Source organism: Actinomadura meridiana, assembly GCF_039537545.1.
GTDB lineage: Bacteria > Actinomycetota > Actinomycetes > Streptosporangiales > Streptosporangiaceae > Spirillospora > Spirillospora meridiana.
Map to the genome: position 1 here is coordinate 707,029 of NZ_BAABAS010000006.1, position 20,301 is coordinate 727,329.

At 67.2% G+C, this 20,301-nt stretch carries 19 protein-coding genes; 6 read left to right on the forward strand and 13 right to left on the reverse strand.

Annotation, left to right across the window (positions count from 1 at the left end):
* Positions 1-65: 65 nt before the first annotated feature.
* The gene (locus ABD808_RS16285; protein ID WP_344897030.1) at positions 66-1,226 is read right to left on the reverse strand and encodes an FKBP-type peptidyl-prolyl cis-trans isomerase; all 1,161 of its coding nucleotides are present in this window, start codon (positions 1,224-1,226) and stop codon (positions 66-68) included.
* 274 nt (positions 1,227-1,500) lie between these two features.
* The gene (locus tag ABD808_RS16290) at positions 1,501-2,748 is read right to left on the reverse strand and encodes a TRM11 family methyltransferase (protein WP_344897033.1); all 1,248 of its coding nucleotides are present in this window, start codon (positions 2,746-2,748) and stop codon (positions 1,501-1,503) included.
* A gap of 19 nt (positions 2,749-2,767) precedes the next feature.
* Between ABD808_RS16290 and ABD808_RS16295 the strand changes: the two genes are divergently transcribed.
* Positions 2,768-3,625, forward strand: a complete 858-nt coding sequence (locus tag ABD808_RS16295) for an exodeoxyribonuclease III (protein WP_344897036.1) — start codon at positions 2,768-2,770, stop codon at positions 3,623-3,625.
* Here ABD808_RS16295 and ABD808_RS16300 read toward each other — a convergent pair.
* The 9 genes from ABD808_RS16300 to ABD808_RS16340 all read right to left on the reverse strand — a co-directional run bounded on the left by ABD808_RS16300 (position 3,622) and on the right by ABD808_RS16340 (position 11,450).
* The gene (locus tag ABD808_RS16300; RefSeq protein ID WP_344897039.1) at positions 3,622-4,215 is read right to left on the reverse strand and encodes a class I SAM-dependent methyltransferase; all 594 of its coding nucleotides are present in this window, start codon (positions 4,213-4,215) and stop codon (positions 3,622-3,624) included. The genes ABD808_RS16295 and ABD808_RS16300 overlap by 4 nt on opposite strands.
* A gap of 16 nt (positions 4,216-4,231) precedes the next feature.
* Positions 4,232-4,993, reverse strand: a complete 762-nt coding sequence (locus ABD808_RS16305) for a class I SAM-dependent methyltransferase (protein ID WP_344897042.1) — start codon at positions 4,991-4,993, stop codon at positions 4,232-4,234.
* 28 nt (positions 4,994-5,021) lie between these two features.
* On the reverse strand, positions 5,022-6,068 hold the full coding sequence (locus ABD808_RS16310; protein WP_344897045.1) for a hypothetical protein: 1,047 nt from the start codon (positions 6,066-6,068) through the stop codon (positions 5,022-5,024).
* Positions 6,069-6,188: 120 nt separating this feature from the next.
* Entirely contained in the window at positions 6,189-6,818 is a 630-nt protein-coding gene (locus tag ABD808_RS16315; RefSeq protein ID WP_344897048.1) for an SAM-dependent methyltransferase, read from the reverse strand.
* Entirely contained in the window at positions 6,815-7,333 is a 519-nt protein-coding gene (locus ABD808_RS16320; protein ID WP_344897051.1) for an ATP-binding protein, read from the reverse strand. Before ABD808_RS16320 ends, ABD808_RS16315 begins: the two co-directional genes overlap by 4 nt.
* Before the next feature lie 335 nt (positions 7,334-7,668).
* Complete coding sequence (locus ABD808_RS16325; RefSeq protein WP_344897054.1) at positions 7,669-8,709, reverse strand: restriction endonuclease subunit S; 1,041 nt, start codon at positions 8,707-8,709, stop codon at positions 7,669-7,671.
* Positions 8,702-10,114 carry a type I restriction-modification system subunit M gene (locus ABD808_RS16330; RefSeq protein ID WP_344897057.1) on the reverse strand — a complete coding sequence of 471 codons (1,413 nt, stop codon included), beginning with the start codon at positions 10,112-10,114 and terminating at the stop codon, positions 8,702-8,704. The genes ABD808_RS16325 and ABD808_RS16330 overlap by 8 nt, the downstream gene beginning before the upstream one ends.
* Positions 10,115-10,722: 608 nt before the next feature.
* Entirely contained in the window at positions 10,723-11,058 is a 336-nt protein-coding gene (locus ABD808_RS16335) for a hypothetical protein (protein WP_344897060.1), read from the reverse strand.
* Positions 11,055-11,450, reverse strand: a complete 396-nt coding sequence (locus ABD808_RS16340) for a YbaB/EbfC family nucleoid-associated protein (RefSeq protein ID WP_344897063.1) — start codon at positions 11,448-11,450, stop codon at positions 11,055-11,057. The genes ABD808_RS16335 and ABD808_RS16340 overlap by 4 nt, the downstream gene beginning before the upstream one ends.
* A 258-nt stretch (positions 11,451-11,708) precedes the next feature.
* Between ABD808_RS16340 and ABD808_RS16345 the strand changes: the two genes are divergently transcribed.
* The 5 genes from ABD808_RS16345 to ABD808_RS16365 all read left to right on the forward strand — a co-directional run bounded on the left by ABD808_RS16345 (position 11,709) and on the right by ABD808_RS16365 (position 19,573).
* Entirely contained in the window at positions 11,709-12,866 is a 1,158-nt protein-coding gene (locus tag ABD808_RS16345) for a glycosyltransferase (RefSeq protein ID WP_344897066.1), read from the forward strand.
* Between the two features lie 70 nt (positions 12,867-12,936).
* Entirely contained in the window at positions 12,937-13,311 is a 375-nt protein-coding gene (locus ABD808_RS16350; protein ID WP_344897068.1) for a DUF6221 family protein, read from the forward strand.
* Positions 13,312-13,489: 178 nt separating this feature from the next.
* The gene (gene metH / locus ABD808_RS16355) at positions 13,490-17,107 is read left to right on the forward strand and encodes a methionine synthase (RefSeq protein WP_344897071.1); all 3,618 of its coding nucleotides are present in this window, start codon (positions 13,490-13,492) and stop codon (positions 17,105-17,107) included.
* Between the two features lie 105 nt (positions 17,108-17,212).
* On the forward strand, positions 17,213-18,082 hold the full coding sequence (locus tag ABD808_RS16360) for an RpnC/YadD family protein (protein WP_344897074.1): 870 nt from the start codon (positions 17,213-17,215) through the stop codon (positions 18,080-18,082).
* A 510-nt stretch (positions 18,083-18,592) separates the two neighbouring features.
* Positions 18,593-19,573 carry a suppressor of fused domain protein gene (locus ABD808_RS16365; protein WP_344897077.1) on the forward strand — a complete coding sequence of 327 codons (981 nt, stop codon included), beginning with the start codon at positions 18,593-18,595 and terminating at the stop codon, positions 19,571-19,573.
* On the opposite strand, the gene ABD808_RS16370 is transcribed toward ABD808_RS16365, so the two are convergent.
* On the reverse strand, positions 19,551-19,877 hold the full coding sequence (locus ABD808_RS16370; protein ID WP_344897080.1) for a hypothetical protein: 327 nt from the start codon (positions 19,875-19,877) through the stop codon (positions 19,551-19,553). The genes ABD808_RS16365 and ABD808_RS16370 overlap by 23 nt on opposite strands.
* Complete coding sequence (locus ABD808_RS16375; protein ID WP_344897083.1) at positions 19,874-20,299, reverse strand: hypothetical protein; 426 nt, start codon at positions 20,297-20,299, stop codon at positions 19,874-19,876. Before ABD808_RS16375 ends, ABD808_RS16370 begins: the two co-directional genes overlap by 4 nt.
* Positions 20,300-20,301: the final 2 nt, after the last annotated feature.

Consider the following 20,301-nt stretch of genomic DNA (forward strand, 5'->3'; position numbering starts at 1 on the left):
CCGCGCCGCCCACCGCCCTACCGCGTCTGCGGAACTACCGCGCCCACGGCACTACCGCGTCCGCGTCACTTCTGGATCTTGGCGATGATGTCCACCACGAACACCAGGGTGTCGTCGCCCTTGATCTTCGGGGGGCTGCCCTTGTCGCCGTAGCCCTCCTTCGGCGGCAGGATCAGCAGCAGGCGGCTGCCGACCTTCGCGCCGGTCAGGCCCTTGTCGAAGCCGGGAACCGTGGCGCCGGTGCCGATCGAGAACTTGGTGGGAGCGCCGCCCGTCCAGCTGGAGTCGAACTCCTTGCCGGTCTTCCAGATCGTGCCCTGGTAGTTGACGATGGCCTCGTCGCCCTTCACCAGCGCCGGGCCCGTGCCCTCGACGAGCGTGTTGACCTGGAGCTTCTTCGGGGCGTCCTTGCCCTTGGGGATCGTCACCTTGGGAGCCTTGCCCGCGCCCTTGTCCTCCACCTTCGGCAGGGACTTGTCGGTGAGCTCCTTCTTGGTGCCCTCCGGCGCGGGGCTCTTCGGGACGACCGCCTGGACGTCCACGATGAACACGACCCAGTCGTCCTTGGCGAGCCCGAGCTGCTCGCCGTCCTTGAGGAAGCCCTGCGACGGCGGGATCTGCAGAACGACCCGGCTTCCGGCCGTCTGACCGAGCATGCCCTGGTCGAAGCCCTTGATGCCGCTCTTGCCGACGACGAGCGGCTGCGTCGCCTGGCCCTGCGCCTCCTGCTTGTAGGACGATCCGAGCTGCTTGTTCGTGCTCTTCTTGGAGCTGTCGTCCTCGTCGTTGTCCTTGGCCCACTGGTAGAAGGCGTACTGGACGAACAACGTGTCCCCGGTCGCGATCTTGTGACCGGCGGTGCCCCTGATCGGGACGGTCACCTTCCGGCCGCCCCGCGGCGCGAGATCGGTGGGAATCTTGACCTTGGGCTCGGCGGCGAACTTGCCGGTGACCTCGATCGAGGGCCCGGGCCGGTTCACCCACCACACGACGCCGCCCGAGATCGCCACCGCGACCGCGACGACCCCGGCGATCACCAGGATCCGGCGCTGTCTGGCCTTCTTGGCGGTCAGCGCGGACGGCGCGGAACGCCGGTTGAGCCCGCTGCCGCGCCCGGCGCTGATGCCGTGCGGCGTGAATTCCGGGCTGCGGATGCTCTTGGCGTTCGGGATCTTCGCCTTCGCCTTGATCGCCGGCTTGCCCCCGGGCTTGTCATCCTCGGACATGTTTCCTCACTCGCTCCGGGTTCGACGACATCAGGAACGTGACCACCCTTCCAGGGCCGGTCTAAGCACAGCGTGAAAACCGTGCAAAGGAGGCCGACCCGCAATCTATCGGTCACGCGGCCATGGGGGGGCGCCACGTGACCCGGACGGGTCCGACCCGCAATGTACCGGTCACTCGGCCACCTCAGGGGCCGCGCGCCGGGGACGGGGGCCGCCAGGATACCGCCGTCCGGCCCGCCGTTCACGCCCCGGACGCTTTCGGCGGTTCCCACGTTCAGGGGCGCAGGCCGGTGACCTCGTATTCGTAGAGAGCCTTGTTGCTGTTGCGCTTACGGATTGTCGAGATCTCCACATCGGCGAAGCCGATATCGCGCATCAGCGCGGCGTACCACTGCTCGGCGGGAACGAGATGGCCGTAGAAGGTCGAGTTGCCGATGATGTACGAGCACCGGCCGCCGCTCTTCACATGCTTGAACGCGGCCTCGAAATGCGCCTGCATGTCGCAGAAGTACTTGGCGACGTACGCGCTCAGCAGGGGGCCGTTCTTGCCGCCGTCCCGTTCGATCAGGGCGCGGACGTCGCGCATCTGGTCGTCAATGGGGAGCGTCCGGCCGTCGGAGGCCCATTCGTTGAGGCGCGACGTGGCGACGCCCCAGGTCCCGCCGATCGCCTGCCAGTCCAGCTCTCCCGCGTCGCTGGACTTGTCGAGGAACCTCAACCAGTACATGTAGGGGCGAAGCTCTCGGATGTAGGACATGCGGTTGACGTAGGGCGGGGACGTGAGAAGCAGGTCGCAGGGCTCCAAGGCGCCGCTCGTCTCCATGCCGCGCGAGTCGCTGAGGACCACCTTTCCCGTGCCCGGCAACGTCATCGCCGCGCTGTCCAGCACCTCCGCGCAGTCTCCGGAGAACTGCCGGATGGTCTCGGTGGATGCGTCCATGTCGACAAGGGTGTTTGTGTTGTCGACGTCCTTGAACGACATGCTCTGGTGGTTGAAGGCCGCGTTGCTCGCGCCGATGACCGTCCGGCAGAAGGCGAGATCCAGCAGGTCACGGCCTTCATGGGGCAGATCCGCCTGGTCGAGGGCGTGCCGGATCGCCTTGAGAGCGGCCAGCGTTCCCGGCGACCACCACCGCTCGATCTTGTGGAGCTTCGGCTTCCACAACTCGTGCGCGTCGCCGATGAGGGCCTCGGCCTGCTCGCAGATCGCGTGGACGGCGCCCCTAGTAAAGGTGAGCGTGTCGGTTGGATAGTGGCGAACCTTGACGTTGCCCAGCCAGACCAGGAAGGGGTTCACGTCCAGCGACTGGCCCGCGCAGCCGTGCTCGGCCGCCGCGAGCGTGGTCGTCCCGGTGCCCGAGAAGGGGTCGGTGACCACGGCGTTGGGTGGAAGACCGTTGACGCGATCCCGCACCAACCGGACGGAATAGGCGGGAGTGAGCCGCAGCCAGCCATGACGGCCGACGCCCGCGTTCGCCTTGTGCGTGAGGTGGGCGTTCTGCCGCTGGCGGGCCGGGGGCATGCGCGGGAGTCTACCGAGGATGTCCGTCGTCGCCGTCGGGTGGCAGGCTTGGGGGATGCGCCTCGCGACCTGGAACGTCAACTCCGTCAAGGCCCGCCTGCCACGACTGCTGGCCTGGCTGGACGAGAACGCGCCCGACGTCGTCTGCCTCCAGGAGACCAAGTGCCGTGCCGACCAGTTTCCGGCCGCCGAGGTCGAGGAACTCGGTTATACCGCCGCCGTGCATGGTGACGGGCGATGGAATGGCGTGGCCGTCTTGTCCAGGGTGGGTGTCGACGACGTCTCCATGGGGTTTCCCGGCGAACCCGCCTATGCGGGTGAGCCCGACGACCAGCAGTTGACGCTGGCCGAGCCCGTCCCGCAGGTGCCCGAGGCCCGAGCGATAGGCGTGACGTGCGGGGGCGTCCGGGTCTGGTCGTTGTACGCGCCGAACGGCCGGACGCCCGATTCGGCCCACTACCGCTACAAGCTCGAATGGTTCGCGGCACTTCGCGAAGCGCTCGCCGCAGAACTCGCTTCCGGCACGCCACTCGTGGCGTGTGGCGACTACAACGTGGCCCCCACCGATGATGACGTCTGGGATCCGGCCGTGTTCGTTGACTCTACGCACGTCACGCCCTCCGAACGCCAAGCGCTGGCTGATCTGCGTGCCCTCGGCCTACACGACGTCGTTCCCACGCCCATGAAGGGGCCCTTTCCCTACACGTACTGGGATTACCGGGCTGGGGCCTTTCACAAGAACCTGGGCATGCGTATCGACTTGTTCTACGCCTCGGCGGATGTCGCCGGACGGGTTCGTTCGGCCTACGTCGACAGGGAAGCGCGTAAGGGGAAGGGTCCTTCCGACCACGCCCCGGTGGTCGTGGACATCGACTAGGGGTGCGACGTTCGGCGGGCTAGGAAGCGGCGTTTCCCGGTGGACGGATCGTCGTCCTGCTGGATAACGGTGAACCCGTCGGGGAGCAGCGACGCGGGCTCGCCAGGCGCCAGGCACCATTCGGCGGGGAGAGTGGGGCGTTGCTGACGTGCGTCCTCGGTGAACGCCTCCCAGCCGAGCAGGCCACCGTCCAAGACGGCACGGGCTGCGTAGTCGAACACGACGCGATCCCAGAAGCCGGTGCAGAGGACGAGCGCGTACCCGGGCGGGTGCGGCGTCCAAGCGCTCAGGTCCGCTTGGACGAGCGTGAGCAGAGAGTCGAGCCCGCGACGGTGCGCCTCGGAGGCGAGCCGTCGCAGCGCGACCTCGGAGACGTCCACGGCCGTGACGTCGCGGCCCGTCTCCGCCGCGCGCAGGGCACTGCCGGACGGCCCGCACGCCAGGTCGAGCACGGCCCCGTCCGGCGGAGCGAGCGACAGCGCCCGCTCCGCCAGAGGGGGGACCGGCGAGAGTTCTGGAGCGTTCCCGTACTTGGCGTTCCACCGCAGCCTGTCCGGATGTTCGGCGAGGTCCGCCGGTACGTCGTCCATGCGGACGACTCTACGGCTAGCGCAACTCCGCGATGAGAAGGATGAACATGGCCGTCGGGAAGCCCTCCCGCCACCACGGGTCGTCGCGGAGCTGCTCCTCCGACGGGTGCGGTTCACGGAGGTCGGCGATGACGAATCCGCTGTCTCGGAGCGTTCCAGCGTAGAACTCCAGCGGCCGGAGCCACGATGTGATCTCTGAAGGTGATTCCAAGCCGTCCACAAGGAAGCGCTGGGCAATGCCGCGACCCCCGAAGTACTGGGCCGCCGGGACGCTGTCCCGCGCGCCCCGCTCGGAGTGGTGCACGTAGAAGCAGGGGTGCAAGGTCAACAGGATCAGCCGCCCGCCGCTCTTCATGACCCTGCCGAGTTCACGGAAGGCGTCGGTCGGGTCAGGCAGATGGCTGAACAAGTGGTTGCAGACCACCAGGTCGAACGTGTCGTCCTTGAACGGCAGGTCGTCGACGCTGGCGTAGGTGAAGTTGGCCGTCCCCTCCGGCGACGGATAGCTGGACGCCGCCTCGACCAGGGCCTCGCAGGCGTCGATCCCGTCGACTTCGGCGCCTGCGGCCGCCATCGTGCGGGACAGATAGCCCTCGCCGCAGCCCGCGTCCAGGACGCGCAGCCCCGCGCAGGGGCCGATGGCGTCCAGCACGGCCGCGTCGGTCAGCTCCGTCCGGTATCGGTCGCGGCGTTCCCTGATGACCTTGACCCAGTAGTCCGCGTTCGCCTCCCATCGTGAATGCGTCAGATTCGCCAAGGCCTGCACCGTGTCCTCCACCCGGCTCTCCCCATTCTCCAAAGCCGGTTCAGACGATGCTCTTGAGTCGCCGAACCAGCATGTTGCAGGTCTGTCTGATCCTTCTGTCCTGGCAGTCGATCCCGCGCAGTTCCAGCGCCTGGATCAGCTCGGTGAGCTTGCCGCCGAACGCGGGGTCGCGTTTCAGCGCGAGCGGAATGTACGTCGACACCAGGTAGTACAGGTAGGCGTCGTTGTACACGGCGATCTCGCGTAACACTTCGATGGCCGTGTTGCGCAGTGACAGCGAACTCGGCAGGGTGAAGTCGCTGCTGATGCGACCGTCCCGCGTGTAGGTGGGGAACGCCCACTCCTCCAGCGCCTTGTACACCGGCGCCGTCTCCAGCTCCCTGCGGTACCGCTCCGCCAGGTCGAAGTCGTTGGAACTGATCAGGAATCCCATCACGACGCCGCGGGTCATCCACGCGGTCTGCCGGGCGGGGACCTCGAACCCGAGATCGGCCTCTATTCCCTCGGTCACCTTGCTGACCTGGTGCGCGATCACGTTGAGCGCCAGGATCGAATGGAACGAGTACGCCTTGCGGTTCAGCCGGGGAGCCAGGTCGATGGACGCCTCGCGAAGGACCCGGGTGTCCTCCAGGATTCCCCGTCCGGGCTCGTCCGAATAGATCAGCTCAAGCGCGCGGTCCTGTTCGCGTCCCCAGAAACGGGCGATGAACGACGACGTCTTCTGCGTCGGCTCGCCGCGCACGATGCACAGCGCAGCCTCCAGCGCGTTCAGCAGGTGCTGCTGCGGGACGGGCGAGTTCTCCAGCGCGTCCAGATTGACGGCGAGTCCCTCGGCGTGCAGGTGGCCCAGGAGGACGTCACGCCTTTTCCGCACGGAGTGCGCCCGCGAGTACTCGGCGATTCCCGGGATGGACGACATCAGGCTCTGTAGGGACCGTCCGCTGACCCGGTCGAGCCATTCGACGTTGTCCCACAGCCGGAAGACCGTGCTCTCGTCGAGACCGGAGAAGGCCGCGACGTCGGACATGCTGAGACCCATGTCCCGGGTGATCTCGGAGAGTGACTTCGGCTCGCCGTCCGCGGTCATCGCTCGCCCTAGATGTGGCACTTGTTGGCGCTTCGATCGTAGCGAAGCGCCGGGCGGGTGGCGCGGGCCGACGGCGGTAATTTCCGCTCCGTCGTCGATGACGGCGAGCATGGCGGGAGGTCACCCCCTTCCGGCGTCCGGAATCATGGAATACGGCCTGTGCCTGGACGTGTTTCGCAGGCCCGTTTTTCGTCGGCCTGTGTCACGTCGGCCCGGGCGTCGTTGGAACACGGCGCGGGACGTCCGCGACCGTCCGCTGGTCGGGTTCGGCTCGGGATCGCCCAGCAGGGCGACGGGGTCGCGCACGTCCCCCTCGTACGCGACGCTGCGCCCGTGCACGGCGAGCAGCGCGCGTCCGTGCGCGACCACCATCGGGTCGTTGTCGATGTAGACGACACGGCAGGACGGGTCCGTCCGCCGGACGACGTCACCGACGTTGACGGGCCTCGGCGACCCGCGACCGCTGTCCAGGAACCGCCTGAGCCCCGCCTTGGTGGCGAGTAGCCCCGCCGCGTCGTCCAGGAAGCCCCTGTTCGCCTGGACGAGCGACCCCACGATCGGGCTTTTGCGGAGTGCCCATTCGGCGAGTTCCCGGTCGGCCGCGAAGGTGTCCTTGCCGCCGCGGAGATGGTCGTACACGTGAGCGACGCTTGGGGCCGACGCATCGAGCGGCCCGCGGGTGTCCGCCTCACCCACCCGCGGGTCGAGCTCCGCCCATCGGGCGGGGCTGAGCGTCGGCCCCGGCGTCACGGCAGCCGCCAACCTTCCCGGACGCCCACCCCGAACCAGAACGTGGCTCCGTTCTTGCCCCGGTGGGTGCCGAAATCGGTGGCGAGCGCCTTCATCAGTTGGAGCCCCCGCCCGTGTACTGGCAGTGGCTCCTCCGCCGCGCGCGGTCTCCCGGGCGCGACGCCCCCGTCGGTGACCTCCACGCGGACGTACCGGTCGATGTGCATGACCGAGAGCGTGACGGTCCCGTCCTGGCGCGGCCTCGCGTGCAGCACCGAGTTGGTCATGGCCTCGCTGGTGAGAAGTTCCAGGTCACCGAGCTCGGTCCGGTCGGCCCCGAAATGCTGGCCGATGAGTTCCCTGACATACGATCTCGCGAGCCGCACCGCGGCCGGGGTCGCGGCGAGATCGATCTCTCCGATGAGCCGCCCGCAGGACTTGCCGTTGTTCCAGGCGGACGGGATTCCGAGTTCCAGCGACGGTGCGGGGGCCGGGACGAGCACTGGTGTGCCGGACCACGCGTCTGATGCGTTCATGGCGGTGTGGGCTTCACGTCTCCGTGTCGGGCTGTATGCGAACATGTGTTCTTCGGCCTGGTCGAAGAGAACATCCCCATTCGGCCTGTCCGCGCTGCCGTGTGTGCTGTGCGGGCCTGCCGAGGATGGAGGCTGTTCGGTGGACGTGGAAGTGAGACGACACACACTCTGACGTACCGCGCGCGAGACAGTCACCGGCTCTTGCGCGCATGCAAGAGACTTACCGTACGCTGCGAACCTTCACTGTCAGTTAAGGATTCGCCACACTGCATCGACGGCGATTCGGTGGCGAATACGGATTCAGCCTCCGGCGCCCGGGTTCTGGACCAGGCTCGTCAGGGGATGAGCGTGGGCAGAAGGGTGTCGCGGAGGTCCGCCAAAGTTCTGTTCTCGTGGACGGCGGCCTCGACGCGCCGGGCCAGGGGCCGCACGAACTCGTCGAACCGGCGGGCGTCGCCGTCGCCCGTCCACGGGACTTCGTAAGCGGCGAGGTCCGGCCATTTGGCGCGCGGCATGCGCGTGCCGTCACCGACCGCCGAAGCGTGCGCCACGACATCGTCACTGGACAACGCCGCCAGCAGCCAGCCCCGATGGGTCTCCCGTTCCGGACGGACGACGAGAATGTCGGTCGACGCCACGCCGCCGACGAACGCGAGACCCACCTTGTGGAAATAGGGGCGGAGCCTGCCGAACAGCACATCGCCGGGTTGGAATCGCCTTTTCGGACTCGTCACGGCGGACGCGCCCGTCCACGAGGCGAGCCACAGGTGACGTTTCGGCATGTGCTCCAGCGCGATGTAGTTCTCGTCCGGACGGATCCGTTTGGCCGCGACGGTCGAACGAACCGGCGACCCGAGTTGGTCGATTCGGATAGAGGTGGTGGCCCCGGCGGTGAGTTCTTCATAACGGGCGCGCACAAGGTCGTCGGCCAGCGTCGCGACACGGCCATTCGCGGCGATCTTGTCATCGAGGGCGCCGAGGACGGCCACCGCCGAATCCTGCTCGTCCCGCGCCACGCGCCTGACGGTCAGGCGGCGGAGGATGCCCTGCGTGAGGAGCGGCTGACCCGACCCGATGCGGAACCGGTTCAGGTCGAGCCTCTTGAGCAGGTAGTAGACGTAGCGCGGGTTCACGCCTTCTCTCGCCGTGGCGATGATGGCGTTGTCGGTGACCCAGCATCGGTCAGGGCTGTAATGGACGGCACCGCAGTACGAGCCGACCCGTCCGATGACACTGGTGCGGCCCTCGGCATTGCAATGATCGGACGCCCCGATGACACCGTTCGCGCCATAGGTCAGGTACGCGATGCCATCGCTCGCCGGGTGCGGCTTCCCGTTGGCAAAGTCCACCAGGTCGCCCAAGGCCACATCATTCATTCAGCCGCCCCAGCTCCGCGCGGACGACCTCGTCGAGACGTGACGACTCCTCGAACTGCGCGAACAATTCCTTGGTGAGGCGCTCGACCCTGTTGGCCGCAGGCTCGTCACCAGTATCGGGACGGGCGGTGCCGACGTAGCGTCCTGGGGTGAGAACGTGGTCGCGGGACCGGATCTCGTCCAACCTGGCCGCGTGACTGAACCCGGGCACACCCGAATGGTTACCGTCGCGCCAGGAATGGTAGGTCCCAGCGATCGTGCCGATGTCAGTATCGGACAGGACACGCTCGGTGCGATCGACCATGATCCCCATCGCGCGGGCGTCGATGAACAAAACCTCGTCCCGCACAGCCTTTCCCCTGTCAAAGAACCAGAGACACGCGGGAATCGGAGTGCTGCGGAACAATTGCCCAGGCAGTGCCACAACGCATGACACCAGGTCGGCCTCCACCATCGCCGCGCGGATACCGCGCTCGGCGGACTGCCGGGACGACATCGACCCGTTGGCCATCACCACCCCGGCGGCGCCGCCGGGACCGAGCTTCGCGACGATGTGCTGCATCCACGCGAAGTTGGCGTTCCCCCCAGGCGGAACACCGAAGCGCCAGCGCGGGTCATTCGCGTCCCGGTACCAGTCCGACATGTTGAAGGGCGGGTTGGCGAGGACGAAATCGGCCCTCAACTCAGGATGCGCGTCCTTCTCGAACGTGTCGGCCCACCGCGTCGAAAGGTCACCGGCGATTCCATGGACGGCCAGGTTCAGCTTCGCCAGCCGCCACGTCCGTTCGTTCGCCTCCTGCCCGTGGACGGCGATGTCGTCCCGGCGTCCCCGATGGCTGAGGACGAACCTCTCCGCCTGCACGAACATGCCGCCCGAACCGCAGCACGGGTCGTACACCCGCCCCCTGAACGGCTCCAGTATCTCGACCAGAAGCCGCACCACACTGGACGGTGTGTAGAACTCACCGCCGCGTTTTCCCTCGGCCCGCGCGAACTTCTCCAGAAAATACTCGTAGACCTCACCGAGCACATCGCGGGTGGCCTCTCGCCCACCGAACCGCACATCACCGATCAGCGTCACCAGCTCACCGACGCGGCGCTGGTCTACACCGTCCCGTCCGAAAAGGCGGGGAAGCACACCGGAAAGCGCCGGATTGGCGCGCATCACGTCGTCCATCGCCGAGTCGATGACCGCACCCACCGTCTCCGACCCGGCCCGCTCGGCGATGTCGGCCCACCGCGCCCCGTCCGGCACACGGAACGAACCTTCACCAGACGAGTCCGACACGTACTTGAGGAACACCAGCCCGAGCACGAAATCCCGATACTGCGCCGCGTCAACGGACCCGCGCAACTTGTCCGCGGCCCTCCAGAGCGTCTCCTTGAGATCCAGACCAGAACCCATACCCGAGATCCTCCCGCGCCCCAACCCCCGACCACCCCCCCGCCACGCTGAACCCGTCTCGGTTCATCGACCACGACACCACCGGACACGACGACCTCGGACGTGCGTCAGAAAGATTTCACGATCGCGAAGACATAGAACAAGATCGTAATGCCGGCGACGACATATGCCGTCCCGTAGAAAAGGCGTTTCCGTCCCGGAACCTGCTGAGGTGGCGGTCCCAGGTTGGAGAGTCAGTTCGGCGTCGGTGGCCTTCTTGAGGTCGGCGGCCAGTTTCGCGAGATCTTTTCCGGCGTTGGCCCAGTTGTCGGGCATCGGCGCCGAGGCGTTCGCCGTTGCCGGTGACGAGCCCGAGAGCGTCCTCCAACGGCTGGACCACGTCGACGAGGAACCCCAGTCCTACTCCGATCAACCAGCGCCAGCGGGTCGATCCCGATAGCGACGGCATGCAGGCCTAGCTCGGTCAAGGACCCGGCGACGTCGTTGAGTTCCGGTCCGGTGGCAGAGCTGTAGAGCTTGTCGAAGGGTTCGGCGAAGGGAATGTTCTTGCCGGGGTCGACGGTGATGGGGCCGCTGGAGAATGGGGTGTTCTCTGACATTTGGGCCGGTCACCCGCTCTCGATCTCGCCCAGGTTTTTGAGGACCTTGGAAAGGTGTTTGATGATCGCCTCGTCGGCCACGTGGTAGTTTTCCGCTGACTTGTCGAGCGCCAGGCTGCTCTTACCGAGGAATTCGGCGATGTCGTCCAGCGAGTCGTAGATGGATTCCGCCAGGTCCTGGTATTTGTTTGGCAGTTGGACGAGCTGGCCGAGGCCGCCCCAGGTGAGGCCGTCGACGTCCGCTTGATGGGCGTCGGCCCGGATCTTCGAGGCGCTGTCGGAGAAGCGGTCCATCGTCTTGGCGGCATTGCGGAGCCCGCTCTTGTCGACACCGAACTGTGTCATCGGCGGTGCTCCCGTCCGGTGGTGTCCTCGTCGAGTGACTTCTCCGGGAGCCGGGCGTTGACCATGCTGACCACGTCGAATGTGTCGCCGACGGCGTCCTGGACACGTTCGGCCATTCGCGACGCCACCTGCGCCGCGGCCTGCTGGATGGTTTCCACCAGTAGGCGTTCGAGTTCTCCGTTGCTCTTGCGCATGGCGCGCACGGTGAGCTTGATGTTCTTGACGGCTCCACCGGGCAGGACCGTCACGGTCACGGTTTCGTCGTCGGACGTCACCGTGGATTCCATATCGGCGAGATCGGTGCGGAGCTGCCGGTACTTCTTGATCTTTTCCCCGGCCTGCCCTTCCAGATTCGAGATGAATTCGTCAGGTTCGATGCCCTTGGACGTCACGTGTGAAGGCTCTCCTGGGAGCGAACGGTGGGAGCGGGGATTGCAGGAGCATATTAGTTTTGGTCAAACAAGGTCAATGTGTCCGACAAATACGCCCCTGACCTGCGAATCTGGCGAGACGATAAGATCAAATTGCGGGGTTTTCGTGGGTTTGGGACTTCGGCAAAGGTCTATTTTCGGAACCCGAAATTCGTAGGCTGGGGCGGTGCTCGACGCGCCTGTTGGACGGACAGCGCGGGGTGGTGCGAGGCTGCGGGCGTGTTGGTCCTCGGTGTTCTGGCGTTGGCCGCGCTGGTCGGATGGCTGTATCTGGCGCTGGGGCACGGCGGCTTCTGGAGGACTGGGCCCGGTCTTCCGGCCAGCTCTGACCCGGGGGAGTGGCCGGACGTTGTTGCGGTAGTTCCGGCCCGTGATGAGGCGGCTGTCTTGCCCGAGACCCTGCCGACCTTGCTGGATCAGGGGTATCCGGGAGAGTTCCGCGTGGTCTTGGTCGACGATGCGAGCGATGATGGGACTGCCGAGACGGCCGAGCGTCTTGCCGGTGACCGGTCGAACTTCCAGGTGGTGCGGGCGAAGGACCGTCCCGAGGGGTGGGCGGGCAAGGTGTGGGCTATGTCGGAGGGTGTTCGGGCGGCGGGTGGGCCGGAGTTTCTGTTGTTCACGGATGCCGACATCGCGTATGCGCCCGGAACCGTGACCAGTCTTGTTAGCGCGGCGCAGGCTGAGGGGCGCGATCTGGTTTCGCAGATGGCGACGCTCAGCGTCCGTACCGGGTGGGAGCGTGTGATCGTTCCGGCGTTCGTGTACTTCTTCGCGCAGCTGTATCCGTTTCGCCGGGTTGCGCGCGATGGGGCCCGTACTGCGGCGGCGGCAGGTGGTTGCATGCTCGTCCGGCGTGCCGTGCTCGTGCGTGCGGGCGGGCTTGCGGCGATCACTGGTGCGCTCATTGACGATGTCGCGCTGGGACGCCTGATCAAGCGGAATGGGGGGCGTTGCCGCCTCGATCTGAGCAGGGATGTCGTCAGTCGTCGTCCTTACCCGCGGCTGGCGGATCTGTGGATGATGGTGGCTCGCAGTGCTTACGTCCAGCTCCGCTACTCGCCGGTTCTGCTGGTGGGCACGGTTCTCGTCCTGCTCTTGATGTATGCGGTGCCGCCTGGCGCGGCCCTGGCGGGGATGGTCGGGCTTGCGGCGGGGGTGGACGGTGCCGTGCTACCTGTGGCGGCGGGGTTGGGCGCTTGGATGGTCATGGCGGCGACTTTTGCGCCCATGCTTCGCTACTACCGGCTGTCGTTCGTCCGCGCTGTGGTTCTGCCGCTCGTCGCGCTTCTGTACGCGGGCATGACCGTCGACTCGGCCCGCAGGCATTATGCGGGCACTGGCGGCGCGTGGAAGGGCCGGACGACGCCAAGGTGATCACCTCGCGGATTCCAGTCTCCGGAACGGTCACCGGGCTCTCCGCCGCCGCACTGGGCAGGATGGCCTCATGGACCTAGTGGAATTCCTCCGGGACCGGCTGGCCAAGGACGAGCGGATCGCGCAGGCGTGCTCTGGTGGGCCGTGGAAGACCGCGCCGTCCGGGACGGTCACCGCCGACGCCGATGACCCCGGCTTCGTCGCGACCGCCGAGAACGAGGCGTACGCCGAGCACATCGCCCGCCACGACCCGGCGCGGACGTTGCGCGAGGTGGCGGCCGCGCGTCAGATCGTCGACGACTACGAGAAGGAGACCTGGATGCTCGGGCAGGGCCACCGGAGCCCGGAACTCGAAGCCGCCCACGAGGCTCGGGCGTCCGTGCTGCGCCTGCTCGCCCTCCCGTACGCCGCGCATCCCGCCTACCAGGAGGAATGGCGCCCCTGAGGCGGTTCGCGCGGCCCGTCCGTCCGACTGATCCGGAACGCCCCTGACAGAACGGACGATGGGCCTGTAACCTCGATGACGAAGCCGAGAGGCGCTGCAACGGGTGAGAGCCCGCCACGCTCGGCCTCGTCTCACGAGCAACAAGGGCGCCTCCCACATCAATGGGAGGTGCCTGGAATTGACCGAGACCAAGCTTCGTGACCTTCTGGACGAGCGGATCGCCGTCCTCGACGGTGCGTGGGGCACGATGCTCCAGGGCGCGAACCTGACTCCGGCCGACTACCGTGGCGACCGCATCTCCGCCGACCATCCGAAGGACGTCACCGGCGACCCCGACCTGCTGAACCTGACCCGGCCGGACGTCATCCTGGACGTCCACCGGCAGTATCTGGCGGCCGGGGCCGACATCACCACGACGAACACGTTCACCGCTTCGCGGATCAGCCAGGCCGACTACGGCCTGGAGAGTCTCGTGCACGACATGAACGTCCAGGGCGCCCGCCTCGCCCGCCAGGCCGCGGACGAGTTCGACGGACGGCTCGTCGCCGGTTCCGTCGGCCCCCTGAACGTCACGCTGTCCCTGTCGCCGCACGTCGACGACCCGGCGTTCCGCGCCGTCACGTTCGACGAGGTCAAGGGCGCGTACGCGGAGCAGATCCGGGGCCTCGCCGAGGGCGGCGTGGACGTCCTGCTGATCGAGACGATCTTCGACACGCTGAACGCGAAGGCCGCGATCGCCGCCGCCCGCGAGGTCGCCCCGCACCTGCCGCTGTGGATCTCGGTGACGATCGTCGACCTGAGCGGGCGGACGCTGTCCGGCCAGACCGTCGAGGCGTTCTGGCGTTCCGTCGCGCACGCCGAACCGCTCGTCGTCGGCCTCAACTGCTCCCTCGGCGCGGCGGAGAACCGCTCCCACGTCGAGGAACTGGAGCGGGTCGCCCCCACCAACGTCGCCTTCTACCCGAACGCCGGGCTCCCCAACGCCTTCGGCGGCTATGACCAGACGCCCGAGGAGATGGGCCGCAGGCTCGGTGAGATCGCCGCGTCCGGCCTGGTCAACGCGGTCGGCGGCTGCTGCGGGACGAGCCCGGAGCACATCGCCCGCATCGCCGCGGCCGTCCGCGGCGTCGACCCCCGCGAGCGCGTGACGCCCGCCCCGGCGCCCCGCTTCAGCGGACTCGAACCGTTCGAGATCGGCCAGGACACCGGCTTCGTCATGATCGGCGAGCGCACCAACGTGACCGGGTCGAAGCGGTTCCGCAGGCTCATCGAGGCGGGCGACCACCAGGGCGCCGTGGACGTGGCCCTCGAACAGGTCCGCGGCGGCGCGAACCTCCTCGACGTCAACATGGACGCCGACCTGCTCGACAGCGAGCGGGAGATGACGACGTTCCTGAACCTGATCGCGACCGAGCCCGAGGTCGCCCGCATCCCGATCATGGTGGACAGCTCGCGCTGGACCGTCCTGCTGGCGGGGCTGAAGGCCGTCCAGGGAAAGGGCGTCGTCAACTCGATCAGCCTCAAGGAGGGCGAGGGCCCGTTCCTGGAGCAGGCCCGCCGCATTCGTGACTTCGGCGCGGGCGTCGTCGTCATGGCGTTCGACGAGACCGGCCAGGCCGACACCGCCGACCGCAAGGTCGACATCTGCGGGCGCGCCTACGACCTGCTCACCCAGAAGGCCGGTTTCGCCGCCGAGGACATCGTGTTCGACCCGAACGTCCTCGCCGTCGCGACCGGCATCTCCGAGCACAACGGCTATGCCAAGGCGTTCATCGACGCTCTGCCCCGTATCAAGGAACGCTGCCCAGGCGTCCGCACCAGCGGCGGCATCTCCAACCTGTCGTTCTCCTTCCGCGGCAACGAGGTCGTCCGCGAGGCGATGCACTCGGCGTTCCTGTTCCACGCCGTCCGCGCCGGTCTCGACATGGGTATCGTCAACGCCGGACAGCTCGCCGTCTACGAGGACATCCCCGCCGACCTGCTCGAACTCGTCGAGGACGTCCTGTTCGACCGCAATCCCGACGCCACCGACCGGCTCGTCGCGTTCGCCGAGAACGTCAAGGGCAAGGGCACCAAGCGCGAGATCGACCTGTCCTGGCGGGACGCGCCGGTCGCCGCGCGACTGTCGCACGCGCTCGTCCACGGCATCATCGACTTCATCGAGGACGACACCGAGGAGGCCCGCGCGCAGGCCACCCGTCCCCTCGACGTCATCGAGGGCCCGCTGATGGACGGCATGAAGGTCGTCGGCGACCTGTTCGGCTCCGGCAAGATGTTCCTCCCGCAGGTGGTGAAGAGCGCCCGCGTGATGAAGCGGTCCGTCGCCTACCTGGAACCGTTCATGGAGAAGGAGAAGCAGGAGGCGCTGCGCGCCGGGCGCGTCATGACCGACCGCGGCCAGGGCAAGATCGTCCTCGCGACGGTCAAGGGCGACGTGCACGACATCGGCAAGAACATCGTCGGCGTCGTCCTCGGCTGCAACAACTACGACGTCGTCGACCTCGGCGTCATGGTGCCCGCCGCCAAGATCCTCGACACCGCGATCGCCGAGAAGGCCGACGCCATCGGCCTGTCCGGGCTGATCACCCCGTCGCTGGACGAGATGGTCTCCGTCGCCGCCGAGATGGAACGCCGCGGCCTGCGGCTGCCGCTGCTCATCGGCGGCGCGACCACGTCCCGCCAGCACACCGCCGTGAAGATCGCGCCCGCCTACGAAGCGACGACCGTGCACGTCCTGGACGCGTCCCGCGTCGTCGGCGTCGTCTCCGACCTGCTCGACGAGGGCCGCGCCGAGACCCTCGCCGTCACCAACCGCGCCGAGCAGCAGAAGCTCCGCGAGCAGCACGAAACACGGCAGCGCAGCCCAATGCTCACCATCGGGAAGGCGCGGGCGAACCCCGAGAAGGTCGACTTCGGCGACCTGCCGACGCCCGACTTCACGGGCGTCCGCGTCGTCCAGCCCGACCTGACCGCGATCCGCGAGATGATCGACTGGCAGTTCTTCTTCCTCGCCTGGGAGCTGAAGGGCAAGTACCCGGCGATCCTCGACCAGCCCGTCGCCCGCGAACTGTTCGACGACGGCAACGAACTGCTCGACCAGATCATCGCCGACGGCTCCTTCGAGGCCCACGGCGCCTACGGGTTCTGGCCCGCGCACTCCGACGGCGACGACATCGTCCTGCCGCAGGCCCGCTTCCCGATGCTGCGCCAGCAGACCGCCAAGCCGGAGGGCCGTCCGAACCGCTGCCTGGCCGACTACATCGCCCCGTCCGGCGACCACCCCTTCAGCGACCACCTGGGCGGCTTCGCCGTGACGATCCTCGGCGCCGAGGACCTCGCCGCCAAGTACGAGGAACAGCACGACGACTACAAGTCGATCATGGTCAAGGCCCTGGCCGACCGCCTCGCCGAGGCGTTCGCCGAGTACGTCCACCTGGAGGCCCGCCGCGCCTGGTTCGAACCGGCCGCCGACCCCGCCTTGGCTGACCTGCACGCCGAACGGTTCCGCGGCATCCGTCCCGCCCTCGGCTACCCGGCGAGCCCCGACCACAGCCTGAAGGAGACCCTGTTCGACCTCCTGGACGCCAACCGCCTGGGCATGAAGCTCACCGAGTCGTTCGCGATGATCCCGGCGTCCAGCGTCAGCGGCCTCATCTTCGCGCACCCGTCGTCCCGGTACTTCACGGTCGGCCGCGTGGGCCGGGACCAGATCGAGGACTACGCCACCCGCTGCGGCCTCCCCGTCCCCGAGGTCGAACGCTGGCTCGCCCCGAACCTGGCCTACGACCCGTCCTGACATGTCCTAATTAATCGCAATAATACCCAGCGCTTGTTCGAATTTTCTTTCATCAAGTTCGAAGAAAACGCTCCGTAAACTGTCGGCAACGGTTAGTCTTCAGTCATGCCAACAACAGCCCATGAGCTGCCGCTGGAGATGGTCCGCAACCAGCCGCAACTCGCCCCGACAATCCTGCGGACCGTCTTCGGCATGAACCTGCCCTCGGATGACCGAGCCACCTCGGCCTCCGAGGCCGTCGGCGACGTCAAACCAACCGAACTACGCTGCGACGCCACCATCCTCCTCGACGGGCCCAGCGGCCCGACCTGGGGCATCATCGTGGAATCGCAGATGCGCTTCGACAAGAAGAAGGCCTTCAGCTGGCCCGCCTACCTGTCCATGCTGCGGCAACGACACAAGTGCCCGGTGACCCTACTGGTCTTCTGCCCCACGGAGACAATCGCCCACGCCTGCGCGACCCCCATCGAAATGGGCCATCCCGAATGGGTGCTCAAGCCCCTGACCTTCCACCCCGGCATGCTGCCCCCCGTCACCGACACTGACCAGGCCGTCCAGATCCCCGAACTAGCGGTCCTGAGCACCCCCGCCCACTCCGACGGCCCGCACTCCAAGGCCGTCCTGACCAGCGTGGCAACCGTGATCGAGAGACTCGAAGACAACCGCGGTGCGTTGTACCATGACTACCTGATGACGCACCTCTCCGAGAATGCCCGCAAGCTCCTGGAGGACATCGTGAAGACCGCCGGCTACCAGTGGCAGTCCGACTTCGCCAAGTCCCACCGCGCCGAAGGCCGCGAAGAGGGCCGCGTCGAGGGCGAGGCGAAGATGCTCCTCCTCATGATGGAGAACCGTGGGATCGCCGTCCCGAACGACATCCGTGAGCGGGTGATGAGCTGCGCCGACACCGCCCAGCTCGAGCGCTGGGCCAAACGCGCGGCCGTCATCGACGACGCGCGTGACCTCCTCGACTGACTCTCGACGGGTTCCTGGACGACGCTGTGGACATCAAGAACCACGAGTGGCAGGTCCGACTTCGCCAAGTCCCACCGCGCTGCGGGCCGTGCGGAAGGCTACGCCGAGGGCTTTGCTGAGGGGCGGGTTCAAGGTTGGGTGAAGGCGGTTCTGGTCGTGCTGGAGGCGCGGGATCGCCGTGCCGGACGATGTTCGTCAGCGCGTGACCGCGTGCGCTGACCTGGATCAGCTGAGCGCTGGCTCAGGCGTGCGGCCGTTGTCGACGACGCGCGAGACCTTCTCGACTGACGGTCGCGGCGGGTTCTTGGAGGTCCCTGTGGACATCAGGAACAACGAGTGCAGTTCGACTTCGCCATGTCCCACCACGCTGAGGAGCTCCTTGGGTGATGGGTGTGGTGGTTGGTTTGTTGTCTGGGCGGCCGGGGGGTCGCCCAGACACTCAGGTTGGGGTGAACCGGGGGCGGGGTTGTTGCGTCGGTAGGGGGACGTGGTTGTCGATGAGGGGTAGCGGTGCTGAACGTTCACGGGTGGGACGCGATCGATGGGGTGCTGAAAGCGCGGTACGGGGACGTGGAGCGGGTGGTGTGGGACGCGCCGATCGCGCATCGGCCGTTCGGAATGCCGGTGCCGGTGGGGCGGTTCGTGACCAATACGATCGTGATGTATCCGCGGGACGAGCCGGTGCCGCACTGGCATCTCATCGGCTACGCGTTGACCGCGCCGTTCGAGGAGCGGGGGTACGAGTTCACGATTCGGGTGCCGCGTGGGCCGGGGGAGTCACACCCGCCGAACTGGGCGCTGGGGCATCTGGAGAGCCTCGCGTCGTATGTCTCCAAGAGCGGCAACGACTTCAAGGCCGGTCATTACATCGAGTTCCCGGATCCGATTGATCCGGATCGGCCCGGGTCGATGGTTCGGGCGGGTGCCTTTGTGCTTGATCCTGAGCTTGGGCGGGCGCGGACGTCTCTTGGCGACGTTGTCTTTCTTCAGTTCGTCGGTATTACCACCGAGGAGCTTCACGCGGCGCAGTCCTGGAACGTTGCGGGGTTCGTTGACGCTCTCGCGCCGCACCTGCCGGTGCTGCTGACCGACCTGGGCCGCTCTTGTCTGGCTGGGGTTTCTGAGGTGGCTGAGGTTGTGCGTGAGGGATCTGCTCGGGATGGGTCTGGTACGGGGTTCTTGTTCTTTCATCGGCTGGGCGTTGATACGTCTCAGGGCGTTACGTTGGAGATCGGTGCGCAGCATGTCGCGCAGTTCACTCGGGTTTTGCCCGCTCGGGTTCCGCATGGCAATCCGTTGGTTCTGCGTGGGCCCGGGACGCCTGTGGTGTTGCTTCCGGGGCGGGAGTTCACCCATCGGCGGACCGAACAGGCCCTGGAGATCACGCTCCCGGACGCTGTCAGTCGCGCCATCGCCGACGTGGTCCGTCCCCGGCCGGGGAACTATGCGATCCTCACCGCGCCGGGTCTCACTGTGGCCGTTGTCCCGTAGGTGACTGAACCAGTTCGGTGCTGGCGACGAAAGGGTGTGGGGGGAACGCCACGATGTCGGCCTGGGGGGTGGGCGGTTCGCGGCGGGAGAGCGGGTTCGTCGAGGGCGATCCGCTTCTGCGGTCGCCGGTCTCGCCGGTGGCGCCTTCGAGCCGGGAGAGGCCGCGGAGAAGTTCGGGGAAACGTTCCTCTCCCCGTTCCCACAGCCGTAGCTCGGTGATCCAGGCCGTCTCGCGCTCTTCTTCCAGCTCCAGAGCGGGTTCCAGCCTGTTGGGCGGACGCTCCGGCAGGGGGGGCAGATTCACAGCACGTCCTTCCTGACAAGCTGGATTATGTCATTGACGGTGTCGTCCAGACTCGTTCTCTTGGCCCGCCATTCGTCGCCGCCGTTCGCACCGGCCTGGACGAACTCGCGGAGCCGCCCCCGCAGCAGCTGGACGTTGGCGACGGTCTGCTGGCAGCCGATGATGTCCATCCGGCCCATCGCGGCGTTGACCTCGGAGAAGTCGAACCGTTTCGCGGTGGCCGCCGGGTCGTCGCCGGGTTCTGGACGCGAGTGGGCGACGCGCAGCTTCGACACGGCCAGCTTCAGGTCGACGGCGGCGCGCACCCTTTCCTCGCGGAGCCATTTGCGTTGCTCGTGGCTGGTGTTCATCCGCGCGACGATGATGACGGTCACCAGCGACAGGACGGCCGCGATGCCCGACATGACAGGCGCGATCCACATTC

What these genes read in the sequence shown, in the direction of transcription:
- ABD808_RS16285 (WP_344897030.1), bottom strand. Translation starts at nt 1,226, where the DNA reads ATGTCCGAGGATGACAAGCCCGGGGGCAAGCCGGCGATCAAGGCGAAG.
- ABD808_RS16290 (WP_344897033.1), bottom strand. Translation starts at nt 2,748, where the DNA reads ATGCCCCCGGCCCGCCAGCGGCAGAACGCCCACCTCACGCACAAGGCG.
- ABD808_RS16295 (WP_344897036.1), top strand. Translation starts at nt 2,768, where the DNA reads ATGTCCGTCGTCGCCGTCGGGTGGCAGGCTTGGGGGATGCGCCTCGCG.
- ABD808_RS16300 (WP_344897039.1), bottom strand. Translation starts at nt 4,215, where the DNA reads ATGGACGACGTACCGGCGGACCTCGCCGAACATCCGGACAGGCTGCGG.
- ABD808_RS16310 (WP_344897045.1), bottom strand. Translation starts at nt 6,068, where the DNA reads ATGACCGCGGACGGCGAGCCGAAGTCACTCTCCGAGATCACCCGGGAC.
- ABD808_RS16320 (WP_344897051.1), bottom strand. Translation starts at nt 7,333, where the DNA reads ATGAACGCATCAGACGCGTGGTCCGGCACACCAGTGCTCGTCCCGGCC.
- ABD808_RS16325 (WP_344897054.1), bottom strand. Translation starts at nt 8,709, where the DNA reads ATGAATGATGTGGCCTTGGGCGACCTGGTGGACTTTGCCAACGGGAAG.
- ABD808_RS16330 (WP_344897057.1), bottom strand. Translation starts at nt 10,114, where the DNA reads ATGGGTTCTGGTCTGGATCTCAAGGAGACGCTCTGGAGGGCCGCGGAC.
- ABD808_RS16335 (WP_344897060.1), bottom strand. Translation starts at nt 11,058, where the DNA reads ATGACACAGTTCGGTGTCGACAAGAGCGGGCTCCGCAATGCCGCCAAG.
- ABD808_RS16350 (WP_344897068.1), top strand. Translation starts at nt 12,937, where the DNA reads ATGGACCTAGTGGAATTCCTCCGGGACCGGCTGGCCAAGGACGAGCGG.
- ABD808_RS16360 (WP_344897074.1), top strand. Translation starts at nt 17,213, where the DNA reads ATGCCAACAACAGCCCATGAGCTGCCGCTGGAGATGGTCCGCAACCAG.
- ABD808_RS16375 (WP_344897083.1), bottom strand. Translation starts at nt 20,299, where the DNA reads ATGTGGATCGCGCCTGTCATGTCGGGCATCGCGGCCGTCCTGTCGCTG.